The 20,665-nt window shown below is 55.2% G+C and carries 18 protein-coding genes; 15 read left to right on the top strand and 3 right to left on the bottom strand.

Going from position 1 to position 20,665, the window contains the following annotated elements:
- Nucleotides 1–16: 16 nt before the first annotated feature.
- The 9 genes from LOS15_RS10610 (at nt 17) to LOS15_RS10570 (ending at nt 11,409) form a co-directional block, all read left to right on the top strand.
- Nucleotides 17–1,672, top strand: a complete 1,656-nt coding sequence (locus LOS15_RS10610) for a GMC family oxidoreductase (protein ID WP_263065825.1) — start codon at nt 17–19, stop codon at nt 1,670–1,672.
- A 198-nt stretch (nt 1,673–1,870) separates the two neighbouring features.
- Entirely contained in the window at nt 1,871–2,074 is a 204-nt protein-coding gene (locus LOS15_RS10605; protein WP_009101184.1) for a cold-shock protein, read from the top strand.
- Nucleotides 2,075–2,366: 292 nt separating this feature from the next.
- On the top strand, nt 2,367–4,136 hold the full coding sequence (locus tag LOS15_RS10600) for an SLC13 family permease (protein ID WP_263065817.1): 1,770 nt from the start codon (nt 2,367–2,369) through the stop codon (nt 4,134–4,136).
- Nucleotides 4,137–4,209: 73 nt separating this feature from the next.
- Entirely contained in the window at nt 4,210–4,875 is a 666-nt protein-coding gene (locus LOS15_RS10595; protein WP_263065815.1) for an alpha/beta hydrolase, read from the top strand.
- 76 nt (nt 4,876–4,951) lie between these two features.
- Complete coding sequence (locus LOS15_RS10590) at nt 4,952–5,650, top strand: hydrogenase subunit MbhD domain-containing protein (protein ID WP_263065813.1); 699 nt, start codon at nt 4,952–4,954, stop codon at nt 5,648–5,650.
- The gene (locus LOS15_RS10585; RefSeq protein ID WP_263065811.1) at nt 5,647–7,137 is read left to right on the top strand and encodes a complex I subunit 5 family protein; all 1,491 of its coding nucleotides are present in this window, start codon (nt 5,647–5,649) and stop codon (nt 7,135–7,137) included. Before LOS15_RS10590 ends, LOS15_RS10585 begins: the two co-directional genes overlap by 4 nt.
- On the top strand, nt 7,134–8,639 hold the full coding sequence (locus LOS15_RS10580; protein ID WP_263065810.1) for a proton-conducting transporter membrane subunit: 1,506 nt from the start codon (nt 7,134–7,136) through the stop codon (nt 8,637–8,639). Before LOS15_RS10585 ends, LOS15_RS10580 begins: the two co-directional genes overlap by 4 nt.
- Nucleotides 8,636–10,408 (top strand): complex I subunit 5 family protein, encoded by a 1,773-nt coding sequence (locus LOS15_RS10575; protein ID WP_263065809.1) that lies wholly within the window; start codon nt 8,636–8,638, stop codon nt 10,406–10,408. The genes LOS15_RS10580 and LOS15_RS10575 overlap by 4 nt, the downstream gene beginning before the upstream one ends.
- A complete protein-coding gene (locus LOS15_RS10570) occupies nt 10,405–11,409 on the top strand; it encodes a YihY/virulence factor BrkB family protein (RefSeq protein WP_263065808.1) in 1,005 nt (334 codons plus the stop codon). The genes LOS15_RS10575 and LOS15_RS10570 overlap by 4 nt, the downstream gene beginning before the upstream one ends.
- A 103-nt stretch (nt 11,410–11,512) precedes the next feature.
- Here LOS15_RS10570 and LOS15_RS10565 read toward each other — a convergent pair whose 3' ends face one another.
- Together LOS15_RS10565 and LOS15_RS10560 are read right to left on the bottom strand one after the other, a co-directional pair.
- A complete protein-coding gene (locus tag LOS15_RS10565; protein WP_263065807.1) occupies nt 11,513–12,922 on the bottom strand; it encodes a PhoH family protein in 1,410 nt (469 codons plus the stop codon).
- A gap of 227 nt (nt 12,923–13,149) precedes the next feature.
- Complete coding sequence (locus tag LOS15_RS10560; protein WP_263065805.1) at nt 13,150–14,019, bottom strand: LysR family transcriptional regulator; 870 nt, start codon at nt 14,017–14,019, stop codon at nt 13,150–13,152.
- A gap of 107 nt (nt 14,020–14,126) precedes the next feature.
- Here LOS15_RS10560 and LOS15_RS10555 point away from each other — a divergent pair, with 107 nt between their 5' ends.
- Nucleotides 14,127–14,990, top strand: a complete 864-nt coding sequence (locus LOS15_RS10555; RefSeq protein ID WP_263065804.1) for a cation diffusion facilitator family transporter — start codon at nt 14,127–14,129, stop codon at nt 14,988–14,990.
- 104 nt (nt 14,991–15,094) lie between these two features.
- Entirely contained in the window at nt 15,095–15,364 is a 270-nt protein-coding gene (locus LOS15_RS10550) for a hypothetical protein (protein ID WP_263065802.1), read from the top strand.
- 67 nt (nt 15,365–15,431) lie between these two features.
- On the opposite strand, the gene LOS15_RS10545 is transcribed toward LOS15_RS10550, so the two are convergent.
- Complete coding sequence (locus LOS15_RS10545; protein ID WP_263065800.1) at nt 15,432–15,617, bottom strand: DUF3008 family protein; 186 nt, start codon at nt 15,615–15,617, stop codon at nt 15,432–15,434.
- A gap of 107 nt (nt 15,618–15,724) precedes the next feature.
- Between LOS15_RS10545 and ybaK the strand changes: the two genes are divergently transcribed.
- The 4 genes from ybaK to LOS15_RS10525 all read left to right on the top strand — a co-directional run bounded on the left by ybaK (nt 15,725) and on the right by LOS15_RS10525 (nt 20,587).
- Complete coding sequence (ybaK, locus tag LOS15_RS10540; RefSeq protein ID WP_263065799.1) at nt 15,725–16,192, top strand: Cys-tRNA(Pro) deacylase; 468 nt, start codon at nt 15,725–15,727, stop codon at nt 16,190–16,192.
- Nucleotides 16,193–16,315: 123 nt separating this feature from the next.
- On the top strand, nt 16,316–17,713 hold the full coding sequence (dbpA, locus tag LOS15_RS10535) for an ATP-dependent RNA helicase DbpA (protein ID WP_263065797.1): 1,398 nt from the start codon (nt 16,316–16,318) through the stop codon (nt 17,711–17,713).
- 33 nt (nt 17,714–17,746) lie between these two features.
- Complete coding sequence (locus LOS15_RS10530) at nt 17,747–18,622, top strand: PA4780 family RIO1-like protein kinase (protein WP_263065795.1); 876 nt, start codon at nt 17,747–17,749, stop codon at nt 18,620–18,622.
- 93 nt (nt 18,623–18,715) lie between these two features.
- A complete protein-coding gene (locus LOS15_RS10525) occupies nt 18,716–20,587 on the top strand; it encodes an ABC transporter ATP-binding protein (RefSeq protein WP_263065793.1) in 1,872 nt (623 codons plus the stop codon).
- Nucleotides 20,588–20,665 lie beyond the last annotated feature (78 nt).

The following is a 20,665-nucleotide window of genomic DNA, read 5'->3' as shown; positions in this document are numbered from 1 at the left end:
TTACGGGAGCCAGTTCATGTCAGATGCTGCTAATAACAATTTTGATTATATCGTGATTGGCGCAGGCACCGCAGGGTGCCTGTTAGCTAATCGACTTAGCGCCAATCCGAATAACAAGGTGCTGCTGGTTGAAGCGGGTGGGCCAGATAACTACCACTGGATTCATATCCCTGTGGGGTATCTCTACTGCATCAACAACCCGCGGACTGACTGGCTGTTTCGTACCGAGCCTGATAAAGGACTTAACGGCCGCTCTCTGATTTACCCCCGTGGGAAAACCCTAGGGGGCTGTTCAAGTATCAATGGAATGCTTTATCTGCGTGGCCAAGCGCGGGATTACGACCACTGGGCGGAGCTGACCGGTGATGACGCCTGGCGGTGGGATAACTGCCTGCCCGATTTCATGAAGCATGAAGACCACCACCGGCTGGATGAGGGCGGCGACGGTGACGAAGAGCATCGCCAGTATCATGGTCATGGCGGCGAGTGGCGGATTGAGAAACAGCGCTTAAGCTGGGAAGTGTTGGACGACTTCGCTGAAGCGGCGGTTCAAGCCGGTATTCCACGCACTGATGACTTCAATCGCGGTGACAACGAAGGCGTAAACTACTTCGAGGTTAATCAGCGTGGTGGCTGGCGCTGGAATACCTCTAAAGCGTTTTTACGACCTATCAAAGGGCGCTCTAACTTAACGGTTTGGCACTCTACCCACGTCAATCGCCTGCTATTTGAGCAGCAAGAGGGTACGTCGCGCTGCGCGGGTGCGGAGCTTCTACGCGAGGGAAAAACGCTCAAGGTGTCGATCAATAAAGAGGTGGTGCTGAGTGCGGGGGCCATCGGCTCGCCGCAGATTCTGCAGCTTTCCGGGATTGGCGCGCCAGAGTTGTTGCAACGCCATGGAATAGAGGTAGTAGAAGCGCTGCCCGGCGTAGGTGAGAACCTGCAGGATCATCTGCAGATTCGCTCCGTATATAAAGTGAAAGGGGCAAAAACGCTCAATACCATGGCCAGCACGCTGTTGGGTAAAGCTAAAATTGGTATTGAGTACGTGTTTAAGCGTACGGGCCCGATGAGCATGGCGCCGTCACAGCTATGTATTTTTACGCGTAGTTCTGACGAGTATCAGCACGCGAATATTGAATATCATGTTCAGCCATTGAGCCTGGATGCGTTTGGCCAGCCGTTGCATGGGTTTCCTGCGATTACCGCCAGTGTCTGCAATCTGAATCCCACCAGCCGTGGCTCGGTAAAGATTAAAAACCGTGACCCTCAAACGGCACCGGCCATTGAGCCTAACTACCTGAGCACGCAAGAGGATCGTAAGGTAGCGGCAGATTCACTGCGAGTCACACGGCGCATTGCTGAACAGCAGGCATTTGCCAAGTATCAGCCAGAAGAGTTTAAGCCAGGGCTTGAGTATCAGAGCGACGAAGCGTTGGCGAAGTTGGCGGGCGATATCGGCACAACGATTTTCCACCCGGTCGGCACCGCAAAGATGGGCCGCGATGATGATCCGATGGCAGTGGTGGACTCAAAACTGCGGGTTAGAGGGGTCAACAGATTACGCGTGGTAGATGCCAGTATTATGCCAACGATCACCAGTGGAAATACCAATTCACCGACATTAATGATTGCAGAAAAGGCGGCTGATTGGATTTTGCAAGAAAAGTAATTGCAATGTCATTTTTTTCCATCATAGTGTTGACGTGCGGCTAAGTTAAGCGCATGCTGAATGCAGTTGGTTAGCAAGTCGAACGTTGTCAGCAGTATCGAACGCCCAAGCGTGAGTCTGGTGAAAGTTTCTTGTTCTACCCACTGCAACTCGGGTATTACCCCGGCTTTATAATTCGCTTTATCGAGGATTTCGATCATGGCAACTGGTACCGTTAAGTGGTTTAACGACACTAAAGGCTTCGGCTTCATTTCTCCGGATGACAATGGCGATGACCTGTTCGCACACTTCTCCGAAATTCAAGCTGACGGCTTCAAAACTCTGCAAGACGGCCAGAAGGTTTCCTTCGACGTCACCCAGGGTAAAAAAGGCCTTCAGGCTTCTAACATCAAAGTTCTATAATAGAATTTATGATGTTCGCAACTAGCCGCTAAGGCTAGCTTGCTGAAAAACCCCGCCTTTGTGCGGGGTTTTTTGTTTCTATGTCGTTTATTCTGTTTCACACCTCACACCTCACACCTCACACCTCACACCTCACACCTCACACCTCACACCTCACACCTCACACCTCACACCTCACACCTCATATTCATATATTCTTTTTTGATCTTGATCTGTTTCTAAAAATAACTTTTTAGAATATATGTTAGGCGTCACAATACCGGCAGGCTCTTTTTGTTAAGGACGCGGTGTTATGTCGCTGGATGCTTGGATTGCTGTTGGGGTGGTGCTGACTATCTTCCCCTTGATGGCGCTAACACGTCTTGGCCCCGATATTATTTTAATGGGGGCGGTGGTGGTGTTAATGACACTGGGGGTGATTGACCCGCAACAGGCACTGGGCGGTTTTTCAAACAGCGGCCTGTTTACCGTCGCGTTTATGTATGTACTGGTCGCTAGCATTCGTGAAACCGGTGGCATTGATCTGATTATCCGCTATGTGCTGGGCCGCCCTAAAGGCGAGCGGGGTGCGCTGGTAAGGCTGCTGCTGCCGGTGGCATCGCTGAGCGGTTTTCTTAATAACACCCCCGTTGTCGCTACGTATATCCCCGCCGTAATGAGCTGGAGTCGACGTTTGAGGCTTTCCCCCCAGCGGCTGTTAATGCCGCTGAGCTTTGCGTCTATTCTGGGCGGCACCATCACCCTGTTTGGCACCAGTACGAACCTGGTGGTGCATGGGTTATTGGTCGAGCGTTACCCTCATCTTGCTATGGGGCTGTTTGATTTGGCGTGGGTGGGTATTCCGGTAGCAGTGGTAGGGCTTACTTACCTGATTCTACTGGGCCCGCGTCTGCTGCCTTCCCGAGAGGGTGTGGCTAAAGCGTTTGCGAACCCGCGTGAGTTCACTATTGAAATGGAAGTTGATCCTGCTGGTGTACTGGTTGATCGCACTGTGGAAGAGGCGGGGCTGCGTCATTTGCAGGAGCTGTTTTTGGTGGAGATAGAGCGCGCCGGTAACGTCGTGAGCGTTGTGGGGCCTGGGGAGCAGCTAAAAGCGGGGGATCGATTAGTGTTTGTGGGCACCTCGGATGCCGCCGTTGAGCTACAGCAGATACGCGGCTTAATTCCTTCTCACGATGGCGCTTCCAGCTTAGAGAAAGAGTTTAAGGAGCGCCGACTGGTAGAGGCGGTAGTCTCCAATCAATGCCAATTTATCGGCCAGCGTATCCGCGATGGACGTTTTAGAACGCTCTACGGCGCTGCTGTGCTGGCCGTTTGTCGCAGCGGTGAACGGGTGACAGGTAACCTGGGACAAGTGCGTTTGCAGCCTGCGGATGTACTGCTGTTGGAAGCGCGCCCACCGTTTATTGAACGTCACCGCCAATCAAAAGACTTTCTGCTCATCAGCGAGCTGAACGGCGCAGCGCGCCCGGTGCATGAAAAAGCGCCGCTGGCCTGGGCCATTTTGCTGGGAGCGGTGCTGTTAGCGGCCTTGGGTGTGCTTAGTATGCTCAATGCCGCGATGCTTGGAGCTGCGCTAGCACTTCTTACCGGCTGTTGCACTGTGGGAGCCGCCAAGCGTGGATTAGATACTCAGGTGCTGCTGACCATCGCTGCATCATTTGGTGTTGGGGCAGCGCTTCAAAGCTCAGGTGCCGCCGATGAAATTGCGGGCAGCGTGCTTTCATTGGTGGTCGGTAACCCAATGCTACTGCTTATTGGTACTTACGTTGTCGTGGCGCTACTCACCGAGTTAGTCACCAACAATGCCGCCGCAGTGATTATTTTTCCGGTAGTGATGGCGGCGGCAGAGAGCCTAGGCGTTAATCCGATGCCCTACGTGATTGCGGTCATGTTTGCTGCCTCGGCAAGCTTTCTCACCCCGATTGGTTATCAAACGAACCTAATGGTGCACGGCCCCGGGGGGTACCGTATTAGTGACTTTTTGCGTGTAGGTGGTGGTTTAAACGTGCTGACGGGCGCCATTGCGTTGACGCTTATTCCGTTGGTGTGGCCGTTTTAAGCGGACAATAACTCGCTGTTAACGCTACTTTGCGCTAGGGTGGCGCTTTTAAATTCAGCAAGGAATTAGCCCCATGACAGCCCCAGGCGAACTGATTATTGAACCGAAAAATGGTCAACCCGCCGATGCGTGTGTGTTTATCATTCATGGCTTAGGTGCCGATGGGCATGATTTTGAGCCGCTGGTGCCTGCCTTGGCGCTACCGGAAAGCGCTCATGTGCGCTTTATCATGCCGCATGCGCCGCGCCTACCGGTAACCATTAACGGCGGTATGGTGATGCCTGCTTGGTATGACATTCTTGCCATGGATTTAGGACGTCGTGTTGATGAAGTTCAGCTGATGAAATCCGCTGAGCGAATTCAGGCGCTGATTCAAGAGCAGCTCGACCAAGGTATTGATAGCCGGCGCATTGTTGTGGCGGGGTTCTCTCAGGGTGGGGCCGTTGCCTACCAGGCCGCGCTCTCTTTCCCGCAGCCATTAGGCGGCTTGCTAGCGATGTCGACCTACTTTGCCACCGCCGATAGCATCGAGCCTTCCGATGCGAACCGTCAGGTGCCGATTGAGGTACATCACGGCAACTTCGACCCCATCGTGCCTGAAACCTTGGGCCGCAGCGGTGTCGAGCGTTTAAAGACCCTGGGTTACGCAGTTAATTATCGTCAGTATCCAATGGCGCATGCGCTTTGCCCCCAGCAGGTAGGGGATATTGGCCGTTGGCTGAGTGAGCGCTTAGCCTAGGGCTGCGTCGACAAGTGCCTAAAAGGCAGGCAAAGTAATTATCTCCAAAGCCGAAGCAAGGGATTAGCGAAGGCGCATGATAGCTTCCTCTACGTTATTAGAAGGAGGGTTGGCGCTCTGCTTATGTGTAGTTGCGCTGGCCTGCCTGTTTGATCGCCATCTGTTACGGGCTAGCAGCCTGTTTATCCTCTTTGCGCTGCTCATGACCCTGGCATGGTGGTGGTTGGGTGCGCCTTGGTTGGCGTTAGCCGAGCTGCTATTGGGGGCGGTGTTAACAGGCGCCAGCTTTTTTTATGCGTTAAGGGTATTTCCTTCTGACGTTGACTCTTCCGGCTACGGTAGGCGTGTCTCCTATTACGACAATTTACAGGGCATTTGGCATCATGGCGTAGCGCGGGCGCTGTTAGCGCTGGCATGGTGCTTAATGATGGGCGGCGCAATCCGCTATGTAATGCCGGTAATGGCCTACTCCCCAACCGAGCATCCCCTTGTGCTAGCCGCGATATTTATCGCGGCAACGGCGATGGGTGCGTTTGCCCTGCATCGCCATCTGCTGCGCCGCCTGCTCGCCTTTAATATTCTTGGCTCCGGGGTGTTTCTGCTGCTCGCCGGTATGGCCGGTACCGTGGATGGTGCACAGGCATTAGTGAGCGTTGGCTTGTTGATTGCCTGGCTAGGCTCATTGCTAGGTGCGCTGTTGATTCGCCATCTTCTTCTGCTTGGAGGCGAGAGTGCTTTGGGTCACGACGGTAGCGCCAAGGAGAAAGCCCAATGACATGGCGATTTGGCCTGACAGAAGCGACATTCGAGCCTCTTCTTCTAACGCACTGGGCGCTAGCCGCCGCGCTGGTATTGCCCATTCTTTTTGGCCTGCTGGGCGCACTAGTTTCCCCCCGTCGCGCGTTACCTATTGGGCTTGCCTGCGTGCCGGTACTATTGGCGGGTGCTCTGTTAACGATGGATTACCAGCAGGCAGGGCTGTTGCGTTGGCAGTGGCAGGTAGCGGGCGTCACGCTGTCTCTCCGGCTGGGCGGTGTTAGCGTTTTAATGCTGCTGGTGACCCAGTGGGTGGGGGCGGCGGCGGCGCTATATACCCCGGGCCACTTGCGTTTAACTAACCCCGGCCCGCGGGCGCGCTGGCTGTGGCCATTGATGGGCGTGTTAATCAGTGCGCTTTCACTCATATGGTTGGCGGCGGATCTGTTAACGCTTTACGCCGCTCTAGAGCTCTTGGGGCTAGCTGCGGTGGGCATGCTGCTTTTATCGGGTAAACCGGCAGCGCTACTGGCGGGCATGCGCTATCTGTTGCTGGCACTGGTTGGCTCATTGGCGTATCTGCTGGGAGTTGCCCTAATACTGGGTTATTGGGGAGAGCTTGATCTACGGGTACTGGCGGAAGTGGTAGAGCCAGGCCCGGTTGCTTGGATAGCCGCTGCGCTAATCGGCGCGGGCCTTGCGCTAAAGGCAGCGCTGTTTCCCTTGCATGGTTGGCTAACGCCGGTGCATGAAAACGCGTGGACGCCTGTCAGCGCAGTGCATGCGGCATTGGTGGTGAAAGCCTCGCTATTCATGTTGGTGATGCTGTGGAGCATTCTGCTTCCCGATTCTGTATTTGCCCCGCGCTTTATCGCTTGGTTAGGCATGCTGGCCATTGTGTGGGGAGGCATTGTGGCATGGCGGGCGGACTCGCTTAAAACCCTGGTCGCCTCTTCAACGGTGGCGCAGTTGGGTTATCTAATGGTGGCGTTCCCTTTACTGATAGGGCCGGACATTTCACCGCTGCCCAGGTCGTTGGCGTGGGATGGGTTTTGGTTACATCTGATGGGCCACGCGCTGGCAAAAGCCGCGATGTTTATGGCGGCAGGTAATTTGGTTCTCGCCACGGGCGAAAGCTCGCTGAAGGGGCTGGCGGGTACTAGCCGTCGTTTGCCGCTGTCGTTATTGGTATTCGGCATTGCATCAGTGACGCTGATGGGTTTGCCGCCCAGTGCTGGTTTCACAGCTAAATGGCTGCTGCTACAGGCGATGATAATGACTCAGCATTGGGTTGCTGTTGCCGCACTCTTGGTGGGTACCCTGTTATCTGCGGCCTACATATTTCGTGTTTTCCGCTACTCTTTTGATGAAACCGCGCCAAGGCACCGCTACCAGCCGCTGGCGCCAAGTATGGAGATCGTCGCGCTAGCGCTGGCGTTGGCAGCCTTTGCGTTGGGCTTGCTGGCCCATCTACCGCTATCGCTGTTACAAGGAGGTGGCCTATGAATGCGGCGTGGCTTCCCCTGACAACGTTGGCGACCTCAATTATTGCAGCGGTGGTGATCTTTCTTTTGCCCGAGGAGGCGCGGCGGCTGCGCATCAGCGTCAATCTAGTGGCTGCCGTTAGTAAACTTGCTCTCGTGGCGTTAATGGTTGGACGCGTTTCCCAGGGCTACCAGGACACCTTTAGTTTTCAGATTGTCGGCGGTATTGATTTTGTGCTGCGCGCCGATGCCTTGGGCGTTATGTTTGCTGGCCTGTCGTCGCTTTTGTGGTTATGTACCACCATTTACGCCATTGGTTACTTAGAAAGTGGGGCGAATCTCAAGCGTTTTTTTGGTTTCTTCAGCCTGTGTGTAGCCAGTACTTTGGGCATCGCGCTGGCTGGCAACCTGTTTACCTTTTTGATTTTCTACGAAATGCTGACGCTTTCGACGTACCCGTTGGTGGTACATGCGGGTACCGCTAAAGCGTTAGCGGCGGGGCGGGTTTATTTGCGCTATACGCTGACCGGTGGGGTAGTGCTGCTGTTGGGTGTCGTAATGCTTTACAGCTTAACAGGCGACCATTCGTTTGCCTCAGAGCGCGGCCTCACACCCTATCTTAACGACCACCGTGGGCAGCTAACGCTGATATTTGCGCTGCTGGTGGGTGGGCTAGCCGTAAAGGCGGCGATGGTGCCCCTTCATGGCTGGCTGCCCAGGGCAATGGTAGCGCCTGCGCCGGTGAGCGCGCTGTTGCATGCGGTGGCGGTCGTTAAGGCCGGTGCATTTGGCATCATGCGGATTATCTATGACCTTTACGGGATCGAGCTGAGTGTCGAACTAGGCGTGACCACGGTGTTGGCAGTAGCCGCGTCGATCACCATTATTTATGGCTCGCTACTGGCGATTGCGCAGCATGAGCTTAAGCCCCGTTTGGCGTTTTCAACCATTAGCCAAGTCTCCTACGTGGTGTTGGGGGTCAGCCTGTTCGGCCCGTTTGGCACCATTGGTGCGCTTGCCCACCTCCTTCATCAAGGGCTGATGAAAGTTACGCTGTTCTTCTGCGCGGGTAATTATGCTGAAGAGTTGGGGATACACCGGATAGATGAAATGGACGGCGCTGGCAAGCGTATGCCGCTCACCAGTATCGCGTTTACGGTGGGAGCATTGGGGATGATTGGGCTGCCCCCGGTGGCAGGATTTATCACCAAGTGGTATCTGGGAGTAGGCGCGATACAAGCACAGATGAACTGGGTGGTGGCAGTGCTAGTAGTGAGCAGTACCTTGAATGCGATGTATTTCCTGCCGATTTTGCACCGCTTGTGGTTCCGCGAGGGGCCGGCCCATGGTGACGGGGAGTGGCCCAAGGAGCAGCGCCTGGGGCGTTTGGAAACCCACGGTTGGCTGTTATGGCCCGCGGTATTTACTGCGATAGTCAGTATTGGGGCAGGGTTATTGGCAGGGCTGCCGTTTAGCCCGCTGGACTGGGCGACCCGTGTTGCGGTCGGGGAGTACCTGCCATGATGACGCTGCTTTTACTGGCTGCCTTGCTGTGGCCTCTTTGTGTTGCGGGTAACGTGGTGTGGCAGGCCTACCGCACGCCGGTGGCAACGCGACGTTACTTTTCACTGATATGGTTATCAGCTTCTTGGCCTGCGTTGCTGCTGGCCTACGCGGGTGAGGCGCAATGGATGGTTGAGGCCTGGATGCTGGGCGGTTACTGGGAGTTGAACGCTCTCAGCCGACCGTGGCTTGCGTTCACTATCCTGCTATGGAGCTTGGCCGCCGTGCATGGGCGGGGGTATTTCTCAGCCGAGCAGGCAAAGGCCCAGGCGGGAGACCAAGCCGCTGAGCGCCGTTTGCTGCGCCTAGCCCTGTTTTGGCCGCTGACATTGCTGGGCAACGTGCTGCTGATTGTCGCCCAGGATATTGCTAGCTTCTACCTAGGCTTCGCGTTAATGACGTTTGCCGCCTACGCCCTGGTGGTGCACAGCGGTAGCCCGGAAGCGCGGTTAGGCGCAAAAGCGTATTTAATCTTAGCCGTCATTGGCGAAGGGCTAATCCTTGGCGGTTTGCTCTGGGCGGCAGGCACTGCTGAGACGGTGACGCTTGAAGGCGTACGTGAAGGGATCGCCAGTGCCGAACAAGGGGCCCTCATGGCGCTGTTGCTGTGGCTTGGGTTCGGCGTAAAAGCAGGGATAATGGGCCTCCACGTTTGGCTGCCGCTGGCTCACCCAGTGGCGCCCGCCCCCGCTAGCGCGGTGTTGAGTGGGGCGATGATAAAAGCGGGCCTCTTAGGCTGGCTTAACGTATTGCCACTAGGTTTAGAAGGACTCTCGCCAGCGTTAACGCAGTTAGGTAATGGGATGTTGGTCGCAGGCTTGGCGGCGGCGTTTGGTGCAGCGCTTTATGGGATCTGGCAGCGTCAACCCAAGGCTGTATTAGCCTACTCCAGTATTAGCCAGATGGGCATGTTAACGGCGATGGTTGCGATGGGGCTGACCGCCCCCGGCGTGTGGCCGCTGCTGCTACCTGGCTTGGTGCTGTTTGCGGCACACCATGCGTTAGCGAAAGGCGCGTTATTTATGGGTACCAGCATAAGCGAGCACATGCCCCGTTTGCCAAAGCCACTGCTGTTTGCGTTGATTGCCTTGCCAGGGGTGTCGCTAACCGGGGCGCTAGCCGCAGGCATGGTGAGCAAGTGGGGGGTAAAGGATGCGCTTTATAAGATGGAGCATACCTCCTTAATCATGTTGCTCACGTGGGCGGCTATTGGCACAGCGGCACTGGTGAGTGTATGTGTGTGGCGCCAGTGGCAGCAGCGCCACTCCGGGGGCAGTGATAATTTTCAGTCAGGTGCCTGGCTTACTGCAATCCTGGCGGCGCTAATTACTCCGCTCTGGCTTCCGCTGCCTGAGGGGAGCGTTGTGCCGCCGCCGATAGGTGAGTGGTGGGGCGTCGTATGGCCATTTCCCGCAGGCGTAATGCTGGTGGTGGGGGGCTTCTACGGGTTGCGACACGTGCGCATTAAAAGGCCGCCTGCGGGTGATTTATGGTGGCTTTATAGCGTCGTGGCAATAAACGCTGTTGAGGTGGCCAGCGCCATGGCGTACAAATGCCAAAAGGTAAAAGGAGCAAGCGTGAATGCGGCGTTGGTCTTTGAGCGATACGCCATGGGGCGGTTAACGCGGCTTTTATCTAGCGAGGCGTGGATGCGGCACCATGGCAGCGGTTTGATGATGGCGTTCGCTGTGGTGCTGGCGCTTTTGCTACTGTGGGAGGGGCTGCGATGAGCGATCAAGAGAGAGTGAACACTCACTGGCGTGGCCGAAAAGCGACAGTGCCTGACGATATCCCGCGTATGGGTTGGTACGATATAGCGTGGCGGGTTTTACGTGCAGCGCGGCGCGATCGTATTACCATGTACGCGGCAGGGGTTGCTTTTTATGCCTTGTTGGCGCTGTTTCCCACCATTGCAGCGGTTATTGCTTTATGGGGGCTGCTGTTTGACCCTGTGGAAGCGGGTCGCCAGTTGTACGAAATTAGCCGCTTTATGCCACCGGATGCGGCGAACTTGATTGATCAGCAGGCTCAAGACGTCGTGGAAAGCACGGAAGCTGGCAATATGATGACAGCGCTAGCCGTGCTCTTAATTGCGCTGTTTGTTGCTTCCAAAAGTGTTGCCGTACTGGTGGTTGGCTTAAACGTCGTGTATGGGGAAAATGAAAAGCGTCCACTGCTGTTACGTGGTTTGGTACTACTGTCACTGACGTTGGGTTTGATCACCATGACGCTAGTGTCATTGGGCTTTATCGCTATTGTGCCCATCGTTGTTGATACGCTAATGATTGAGCCACCGGTAGACACTGTTTTGAAGTGGTTGCGTTGGCCGGCGTTATTGTTGCTGATGAGCGTACTTATTGCCTTACTTTATCGTTACGCGCCTTACCGGCGCTCTGCCCAATGGCGTTGGTTAAGCTACGGTACGCTGTTTGCCACTGTCATGTGGTTATTAGGCTCCGGTGGTTTATCTCTTTACGTGCGTTACTTTTCTACCTTTAGCGAGTTGTACGGCTCTATCGGGGCCGTTGTGGCGTTAATGCTATGGTTCTGGCTTTCCGCATTTATAGTGCTATTTGGTGCAGAGATTAATTGCGAGATGGAGCGCCAAACCTACAACGACACCACGGTAGGAGCGCCTAGGCCGCTGGGTGAACGCAAGGCTTTCGCTGCTGACACCGTTGGGGTTGAGAACCCTTGGAATGGCGATTCTTCCGATACCGTTGACCGCTAACCCGTAGCTAAGAAGCAGCCCGCTGCGCTGAGTTGCGCAGCGGGCTGGGTTGAAACGGTTAGTTAGCCACGTAGTTTAGAAAAACTCCTATGGAACGTTGGCGCTATAACAGCTCTTCCGCCGCCAGCGCCAGCCGCGAGCGTTCGACGCTCTTCAACGTAATATGCCCCGCATGGGGCCAATCCCTAAAACGCTCGACCACGGCGGCCATGCCGCAGGTATTGGCAGTAAGGTAAGGGGTGTCGATTTGGCCAACGTTACCCAGGCAAACAATTTTCGTATTGCGGCCCGCCCGTGTGACCAGCGATTTCAGCTGTTTCGGGGTGAAGTTCTGTGCCTCATCGATGATCAAAAAGGTGTCGTTGAGGGTGCGCCCACGCATAAAGCTGGGCGAGCGGATTTGCACCCGTGAGCCGATCAGCTGCCGCGTGGCGCCGTTATCCCAACTAGACTCGCCCTCTTCATTGCGCAGTAGGTTATCCATATTGTCGTGGAAGGCACCCATCCACGGCGACATTTTCTCCTCTTCAGTGCCTGGCAAAAAGCCAATGTCTTCACCCATAGGAATGGGTGCACGGGTAAACACAATGCGTTCAAAGTTCTTGGCGTCTAGGGTTTGCTGAAACGCTGCGGCCAGTGTCATAAACGTTTTGCCGGTACCTGCATTGCCTGCAATGGTGACTAGGTCGATGTCTGGGTCCATCAATAAGTTAAGTGTGAAGTTTTGGCGGCTATCATGGGCGTGAACGCCCCAAACCCCGGCATGGTGGCGGTAGTTAGTCAGCAGCTGTAAGCGTGCTGTTGCGGGGGAGAGTTCGCGCACAATAGCCTCAAACTCAGCACCATTCTCACTATCCGATACCAGCATACCCACGTGCCAGTGGCGGGGCATATTGCCGCTTAGCAAGTAGAAAGTATGGTGGTCGACCCGCTCGACGGTGACATCCACGTTCAGCGCTTCCCACAGCGATGCGCCATCCTGGCCTGCCGACGCATAAACCTGTGCGCCTTCAATCATGGCATCGCTGTCAGAGTAGGCGCGGTCGTTCAAATAGTCTTCCACCGGCACTTTCAATGCGGCGGCTTTAACGCGAAGGTTGATATCTTTGGTGATCAGAATGACGGAGGCATCGGGGCGTTCATCCCGTAGCCGGCAGGTTTCGGCCAGGATTCGGTTATCTGGGCTGTCGTCAAGGGAGTCGAAGGGCTTGAGATCGTTATAGCACAAAAAGTGTAGGCGACCGGATTCACCACTGATGCGGGGAATGGGAATGCCTTTTTGTATCTCATCAAAGGTGACTTGGCTGGTTAGGTCGGAGAGGGTACGGCTGATTTGACGCGCTGTGCGTGCGATTTCACGAACGCCGTTTTTGTGCTTGTCCAGTTCTTCCAGCACCGTCATGGGGATAACCACGTCGTGCTCATCAAAATGGTAGAGCGCTGCGGGGTCATGGATAAGAACATTAGTATCTAGGACATAGAGCCTAGTGGCTTTTTTATCGAGTCTTACCATCGTGGAAACTACTCCTTAGTTGACGGCAACATCGACACTGGCAGAGGTACTTTACGCGTAGATGACACTGCCCCTGTGTCGCTTCTCTAGCGTGTCCTTTTAGCCTCCTTTCGTAGCATTTTTAACAGTGTGCTTTTAACAAGTTTCTATTTAACAAGGTGCTATTGGGAGAGTGGAAGGCGTAAGCAATTTTTTCCACTGTTTTATTTCAACGTTACGACAAAAAATCAACGGGTAGTTCCTAAAAAGCGTGACACCTTCGTCAGTAGCGCGGTTGCGACCACCCCTAAACTTTCACCTTCCACGTAGCGGTAGTAATGGCTGTCCAGCGCAAGGTCATGGTTTAGAGCGCAAAGCTGGTGGTTTTCTATGGCTTCTTTTACCAACGGGTAGGGTAGCAATGCCCAGCCGGTGCCGTTGATCGCGGCATCGCGGATGACCTCAAACATGGTGAGGCCCAGGTAATTGGTCGAAAAAAGTGCATCGCTGACTAGTTTGTCGCCCTGTTCATAGGTTAGACACACTTGAGTATATTGGGCGAGATCATCGCGGGTAACGCTGGGTAGACGGCTTAGCGGGTGAGATGTTGCGGCTACCAAACACATGCTAACCGGTGCAAGGTTACTGGCATTAATATCGGCGCCCTCAGCGGTATACAGCCCAAAGGCAATATCGACGGTTTGGCGAAGCACAAACTGTGGGTGCTCTTGGGGCGGCAATAAATAAACTGAGATGGCTGTAAGCGGATAGCGTTGTTTTAAGTCGTGCATAACTTGCCGCCAAAACGCTTCGGGTAACGCATCATCTCTCGCAATGCACAGCTGGCTCTCTACGCCCTGTAAATGCTGTTGGCAATGTTTTTTAATTCGGCTGGCGCTGGTCAGTAGCCGGTAACAGTCGGGTAGCACACTCTCACCTACCGCCGTTAACTGGAGACTATTGCCTGAACGTTCGAATAGCACGACCCCTAGGTTATCTTCCAGAGCATTGACAGTAGCACTCAAGGTGCTGCGTTTTATCCCTGTATGTCGCGCGGCGGCGGCAAAGGAGCCATGTTCAGTTACATCGATGAATGCCTGCACTTGTTCTGAACGCATGAGTTACTCCGTGGAGAGCCAAAAAAGTTGGCGCTGAGCGATTGGTTAAACGTTAGTGTACTCACTATGATGTGCTGCGTTTAACACACTTTACTGGAGTATTTCGTGTGACCCCCTTTGTCGCCGAGCGCCGTGCGCTAAGATTTTCCGCTATTTCTGCCAGCTTATTTGCTTTTACCGGCCTTGCACTCGGACTTGCTAGCGGCTCAATCACTATATTATTTGATAGCGGCTATTCGCTATTAAGTTTAGTGCTGGCATCGCTTTCGCTGTTTGCGCTACAGCAGGCGCGTAAGCCTGCCGATGATCACTACCCCTTTGGGCGGCTAACGGTAGAGCCATTAGCCGTGCTGCTCAAAGGCGTGGTGATTGCGCTGGTGTGTCTATTTTCGCTGGTGTCTGCCCTATGGAGCTTGGCCCAGGGTGGGCGATTGGTTACCCTGGATTTGGCGCTGATGTTTGGAATAGTGAACGTGACCGGCTGCTTGCTTACCTGGTGGTGGCTAAATCGCTACGCGCGAATTGCCCGCTCGTCGCTATTAGCCGCTGAGCTGCGCCAGTGGCAGATGGACACTTGGCTAAGCGCTGCGGTGATGCTTGGGTTTGCGCTTACCTGGGGGCTGACATTAACCCCGTGGGCAGGCTATGCGCGCTTTGCCGACCCTGTGATGGTGCTGATTATTGCGGGCTATTTTTTGCCGATGCCCATCCGTATGGTGCGCGGCGCGCTGCGGGAGCTAATGTTTGGAGAGCCCGTGGGCAGCGTGCGCCAAGAGATGGTGCAACAAGTAGCGGACTTTGATATCGCCGATGACGATGTGCGCCTAGCGCAGGTGGGCAGCTTTTTAATGGTCGATATTCAGTTGGATAAGCAGCAAATCGGCGATGCCGAAGAGATTGTTGAAAGCGTTGAACAGCACTGTCGGTTGCGCAATTTACGCCCAGTCACCAGTATTACGCTGGTGACATAATGTGCTTGTTTGAATAAGTGTTGACGTAGGCTTAGTGGCAGTGATATTTAGCGCTACCGACAAATGGTGTCGGCCTACTATCGCTATTTTGAGGGTTTTAAAACATGCCACTGCGCCGCTGTTTGCCCGTGCTGCTGGTAACCGCTTTGGTTGCTGGCTGCGCAAGTTCTACTGTTGCCCCGCGCTACACGACGGATAACCCAGATGTGATGCGTATTGGTGGGGAGCGTCCGATTAGCGCTAACCCGCGTACCGACGATGCTGGCTCTTTCTGTCTCGAAACCACCGAGCGCTGGAACGAGCATGGTCGCACGCCAGATGGCCAAACCTTGTGGGCGAAAGACACCCTGCGCCGTGTGGTGCCTTGCCCGTAATGAGCTAGTCGCTATGTGCACTATATCCGCGCCCGCATAAAATGCGGGCGCGGACGTTTCTATTTTGTTATTCCTCTTTTTTCGCAGGCTTGCCTTTACGTTGGGTGGCTGCCATCTCCTCAAGTGCCGCTTCATTCATTGCGTCATACATCTCCTTGGCAGCGCCAACCAGCTCGCTTGGCCGGGTCTCGCCGCGCTTAGCGGAAAGGGCTGCCCCTGCGGCTTTTTGCTGGGCTTTAGAGGTTGCTTTCATGGCTAGACTCCTGTCAGTTGACTTCCATTAAGCGGTCACGTTATTAAACCTAGCAGTGGGCGGTAGCCTTTCCAGCATAGCGAATAACGTTAACTGACGAGAATTTCATGACCCCGGCGATTAATAGCGCAAAGCACGCAGGTATTGCGTTTCAAATCCATGAGTATCACCACGATGCCGCTGCCGCGTCGTATGGACTGGAAGCGGCTGAAAAACTGGCTATCGCGGTTGAACAGGTCTTTAAAACGCTGGTGGTAAAGTTGGATGGCAAACAGCTGGCGGTAGGCATTGTGCCGGTGAGTTGTCAGCTAGGGCTTAAGCAGATCGCGAAAGCCGCTGGGGCGAAAAAAGCCGCCATGGCTGACCCCGCAGAGGTTGAACGCACCACTGGCTATGTACTGGGCGGTGTAAGCCCGCTGGGGCAGAAAAAGCGCCTGCCGACCTTTATTGACGCCTCAGCGCAAAGATTTTCCACACTCTACGTTAGCGCTGGGCGGCGGGGGCTGGAGATTGAGCTTTCCCCCAGCGACTTGGCATCACTGAGCCATGGGCGCTTTGCGGTGCTGGCAACGTGAGCGTTTAACAGGATCTGTTACGCCCACCCTTGACCCATACAGCAAGGCAGTGGAAAGCGCTTTCTGGTATGGTGCTTTACATTATCGGTTTGCTGGGCTGAATGGCCCCTTCAGGAATTTTTTGTGTCCGACACCTCTTTTGCATCGCTAGCGCTCTCATCTGCGCTTTTATCGAATCTAGACTCCCTTGGCTACCATGAAATGACGCCGGTTCAGGCCCAAAGCCTGCCGCCAATGTTGGCTGGGCGCGACGTGCTAGCCCAAGCTAAGACGGGCTCTGGGAAAACCGCCGCGTTTGGCCTAGCGCTGTTGGCCGAGCTTCGTCTAGAAGCGTTTGCGGTCCAGGGCTTAGTGCTGTGCCCCACCCGGGAATTGGCCGACCAAGTGGCTGATGAGCTGCGCCGTTTGGCGCGGGGGTTGCCTAACGTTAAGGTGCTGACGCTATGCGGCGGCGCCCCTTTTGGGCCGCAGCTGGCCTCGCTTGAGCATGGCGCGCATATCGTGGTGGGCACCCCTGGGCGCATTGACGAGCACCTGCGTAAAGGTTCGCTAACGCTTGGGTCGCTTACCACACTAGTGTTGGATGAAGCCGACCGTATGCTGGATATGGGCTTCCAGGCGACTATCGACGATATCATTTCCGACACGCCCGCAGACCGCCAAACGCTGCTGTTCAGCGCGACCTTCCCAGATGAAGAGTCATCGGGCGGCCTTGCCACCATGACCCGTGGCGTGATGCATGACCCGGTCACCGTCAAAGTGGCCGAGCTTCACGATGCCACCACCATTGACCAGCACTTTTATGAAGTTGCCAATGAAGAGGCACGCTTTGCCGCCCTTCAACAGCTGCTGCTGGTCTATCGGCCGGCAACCAGCGTGGTGTTTTGCAATACCAAGCGCGAAACCCAGGCGGTGGCAGAGCAGCTGACCGACGCGGGGTTTAGTGCCGTGGCGCTGAACGGCGATCTAGAGCAAAAAGATCGTGATCGTCGATTGATCCTGTTTGCTAACCAAAGTGCGTCTATCTTGGTGGCCACCGATGTGGCGGCGCGCGGGTTAGATATTGCCCAGCTAGATGCGGTGTTCAACTACCAAATCGCTCGAGAGCTTGATGTTCACGTGCACCGGGTAGGGCGCACCGGTCGCGCGGGTGCCAGTGGTGTTGCTTGCACCCTGGTAACCCCTAAAGAGCATTACCGGTTAGAGCGGCTGGAAGGATTATTAGAGCAGCCGATTACCACAGAGCCACTGCCAAAGCCCCAGCACTCAGTGCCTTTTGAGCCGCCTATGGCCACGCTACAACTCGCAGGCGGTAAAAAAGACAAGCTGCGCCCGGGGGATATTCTGGGAGCGCTGACCAGTGAAGGCGGGCTGCGGGGTGATCAGGTCGGTAAAATTAAAGTGCTGGCGCGCAGCGCCTATGTCGCGGTAGAGCATAGCGTTGTTCAAAAAGCCCAAGCGAAGCTTGAACGTGACAAATTAAAAGGGCGTGCTTTCCGTGTTCGCCGTATCCGTTATTGAACGCGTACCAAAGAGGAGCCGACGCAGCTAACCATGAAAATCCCTAAGCGATTACAACCCTTGGTCGATGATGGCATGATCGATGAGGTGTTGGTTCAGTTAATGAGTGGTAAAGAAGCGCAGGTTTACGTGGTGCGCTGTGGCGAGGATATCCGCTGTGCCAAAGTGTTCAAAGAGGCCAAACAGCGCAGCTTTAAACAAGCGGTGCAGTATCAAGAGGGACGTAAAGAGCGTAACAGCCGCCGTGCCCGGGCCATGGCTAAAAAAACCCGCTATGGCCAAAAAGAGCAGGAGCAGGCGTGGCTAAATGCCGAAGTGGACGCGCTCTATCGCCTTGCATCAGCGGGTGTCCGCGTTCCTGAGCCCCACGGTTTCGTGGACGGCGTACTGCTGATGGAGATGATCAGCGACGCCGAAGGTAACGTCGCGCCGCGCTTAGATGAAGTGACGCTTACGCCCGAGCAGGCCGAAACTTACTACGCCAAAGTGATTCAAGATGTGGTGCGCATGCTGTGCGCGGGCTTGATCCACGGCGACTTGTCAGAGTTTAACGTGCTGGTCGATGCCTCCGGCCCGGTGATTATCGATCTGCCCCAGGCGGTTGATGCCGCAGGCAATAACAGCGCGGCTGCCATGCTGTATCGCGATGTCGATAACATGCGTAACTATTTCGGCCAGTACGCGCCGGCGCTGCTGACGACTGAATATGGCCGAGAGATGTGGGCACTGTATGAAACCGGGGAGCTGCACCCGGATAGCAAGCTCACCGGCCACTTCGATGCCGATACGCACATTGCCAACGTCGACGAGCTGATGGAGGTTATCGACGATGCTAAAGAGGAAGAGGCCGAACGCCAGGCGCGCATGCGTGACGACGACGATGATGACGAGCCCCCGCAGCCTTATTAACTAGTCTCCCCACCAATGCCGTGCTTAGGCGAATCCCGCGTGGTGCCACTTGTGGTAGCACGCGTGTAACAGCTCCTCATGCAAGGATGTTCCATGCTGTCTCGTATTCTTACGCCGCTATTCCGTTACTTTGAGGGGCGCGTAAACCCCTATCCGGAAGATGAGGTCACCACGCCGCCGAAAGGTTTATTGCCGTTTATATGGCACTTTTCGCGCCCGGTTTGGCCTTGGCTACTAGCGGTATCGTTGTTGACGGCGTTGGTTTCTGCTGCAGAAGTCGTGTTCTTCAGCTACATGGGCGAGCTGGTCGACTGGCTGGGCAATGTCGAGCGGGAAAGCTTTTGGCAAAGCCACGGCCTTTGGCTGTCGGGAGTCGGCTTATTGGTGATAGTGGGCCTGCCGCTGCTGGTGTTAATGCAGTCGCTGGTCACCCATCAGACGATTTTTGGCAACTACCCCATGATTGGCCGCTGGCTTTCCCACCGCCATATGCTCAGCCAAAGCCTAGCGTTTTATCAGGATGAGTTTGCCGGGCGGGTGTCGCAAAAAGTCATGCAGACGGCGCTGGCCATCCGCGAAACCGTCACCAAGGTAATGGACCTGATGGTTTACGCCATCGTCTACTTTACCGGGGCGGCTATTTTGTTAGGGCGTGCCGACCCGTGGCTGCTGCTGCCCCTGGGCCTTTGGCTTATCGGCTATTTGGGCATCATGCGCTTTTTTGTGCCGCGCCTGCGGGATGTCTCCATGGCCCAAGCCGATGCCCGTGCCCAGATGACCGGTCGCGTAGTAGACAGCTATAGCAATATCCAAACCATCAAACTCTTTGCCGATACCGAGCGCGAACAACGCTATGCAAAAGACGCCATGGAGGGCTTTATGGTCACCGTACACCGTCAAATGCGCTTGGTGACGGTGATGAGCGTCTGTTTAACACTGCTCAACACGCTGCTGCTCGTGGGCACGGCGGGCATGGCGATCAGTGCTTGGTACCTGGACGCTATTTCCCTAGGCGTGCTGGCCATCGCCATTGCGCTGGTGATGCGTATCCGCTTTATGTCCGATTGGATCTTATGGGAAGTCGCTGGGCTGTTTGAAAATATTGGCACGGTGCAGGATGGCATGAACACCATCGCCCAAGAGCCGACCATCAAAGACGCACCCAGTGCTAAAGCGCTTGTCGTGCCCAGCGGCGAGATTGTGTTTGATGCGCTGCGTTTTCATTACACCCAGGCGAAGGGGGAGAGCAAAAACGTCTTTGATGGGCTGAGCTTGACCATTAAACCCGGTGAGAAAATTGGCCTGATTGGCCGTTCAGGCGCGGGTAAATCGACCCTTGCCAACCTGCTGCTGCGCTTTTACGACCTGCAGGGCGGGCGCATTCTGATCGACGGCCAGAATATTGCCGACGTCACCCAAACCTCGCTACGCCATCAGATTGGTATGGTCACCCAGGATACCTCGCTGCTACACCGCTCGCTGCGCGATAACATCCGCTACGGTAGCCCCCATGCCAGCGATGATGACGTATGGCAGGCAGTACGCCGTGCCCATGCGGATACGTTCATCAATGATTTAGTCGACCCCAAAGGCCGACGGGGCTTGGATGCCCACGTGGGTGAGCGCGGCGTGAAACTCTCCGGTGGTCAGCGTCAGCGCATTGCGATTGCCCGCGTGCTGCTTAAAAACGCGCCCATTTTGGTGCTGGATGAAGCCACGTCAGCGCTGGATTCTGAAGTAGAAGCGGCGATTCAAGAACAGCTGGATGCGTTGATGGAGGGCAAAACGGTGATTGCCATTGCCCACCGGCTTTCCACGATCGCCATGCTCGACCGGCTGATTGTGGTGGATGAGGGGCGCATGGTAGAGAGCGGCACCCACCAGGAGCTGCTGGCGCAAAACGGCATTTACGCCAGCCTGTGGCAGCGACAGTCAGGTGGTTTTTTGGGTCACGACCTAGACTAGTCCGTTTGAAGGGGCTTGAACGTGATTGCACTACCCTCACTTAATAGTAGACTGGTCGTTTACAGCTCGACTTAACCG

The sequence above is a fragment of the Halomonas sp. 7T genome (assembly GCF_025643255.1).
GTDB lineage: Bacteria > Pseudomonadota > Gammaproteobacteria > Pseudomonadales > Halomonadaceae > Vreelandella.
The sequence above is the reverse complement of the archived record's forward strand: the minus strand, read 5'-3'. Positions and strand labels throughout refer to the sequence as shown.

Excerpts from the sequence above, each read along its gene's own strand:
- LOS15_RS10530 (WP_263065795.1), top strand. The coding sequence starts at position 17,747 with ATGAAAATCCCTAAGCGATTACAACCCTTGGTCGATGATGGCATGATC.
- LOS15_RS10590 (WP_263065813.1), top strand. The coding sequence starts at position 4,952 with ATGATAGCTTCCTCTACGTTATTAGAAGGAGGGTTGGCGCTCTGCTTA.
- LOS15_RS10565 (WP_263065807.1), bottom strand. The coding sequence starts at position 12,922 with ATGGTAAGACTCGATAAAAAAGCCACTAGGCTCTATGTCCTAGATACT.
- LOS15_RS10560 (WP_263065805.1), bottom strand. The coding sequence starts at position 14,019 with ATGCGTTCAGAACAAGTGCAGGCATTCATCGATGTAACTGAACATGGC.
- LOS15_RS10525 (WP_263065793.1), top strand. The coding sequence starts at position 18,716 with ATGCTGTCTCGTATTCTTACGCCGCTATTCCGTTACTTTGAGGGGCGC.
- LOS15_RS10570 (WP_263065808.1), top strand. The coding sequence starts at position 10,405 with ATGAGCGATCAAGAGAGAGTGAACACTCACTGGCGTGGCCGAAAAGCG.
- LOS15_RS10580 (WP_263065810.1), top strand. The coding sequence starts at position 7,134 with ATGAATGCGGCGTGGCTTCCCCTGACAACGTTGGCGACCTCAATTATT.
- LOS15_RS10600 (WP_263065817.1), top strand. The coding sequence starts at position 2,367 with ATGTCGCTGGATGCTTGGATTGCTGTTGGGGTGGTGCTGACTATCTTC.
- LOS15_RS10605 (WP_009101184.1), top strand. The coding sequence starts at position 1,871 with ATGGCAACTGGTACCGTTAAGTGGTTTAACGACACTAAAGGCTTCGGC.
- LOS15_RS10585 (WP_263065811.1), top strand. The coding sequence starts at position 5,647 with ATGACATGGCGATTTGGCCTGACAGAAGCGACATTCGAGCCTCTTCTT.
- LOS15_RS10575 (WP_263065809.1), top strand. The coding sequence starts at position 8,636 with ATGATGACGCTGCTTTTACTGGCTGCCTTGCTGTGGCCTCTTTGTGTT.
- ybaK (WP_263065799.1), top strand. The coding sequence starts at position 15,725 with ATGACCCCGGCGATTAATAGCGCAAAGCACGCAGGTATTGCGTTTCAA.
- LOS15_RS10545 (WP_263065800.1), bottom strand. The coding sequence starts at position 15,617 with ATGAAAGCAACCTCTAAAGCCCAGCAAAAAGCCGCAGGGGCAGCCCTT.
- LOS15_RS10595 (WP_263065815.1), top strand. The coding sequence starts at position 4,210 with ATGACAGCCCCAGGCGAACTGATTATTGAACCGAAAAATGGTCAACCC.
- LOS15_RS10610 (WP_263065825.1), top strand. The coding sequence starts at position 17 with ATGTCAGATGCTGCTAATAACAATTTTGATTATATCGTGATTGGCGCA.
- LOS15_RS10550 (WP_263065802.1), top strand. The coding sequence starts at position 15,095 with ATGCCACTGCGCCGCTGTTTGCCCGTGCTGCTGGTAACCGCTTTGGTT.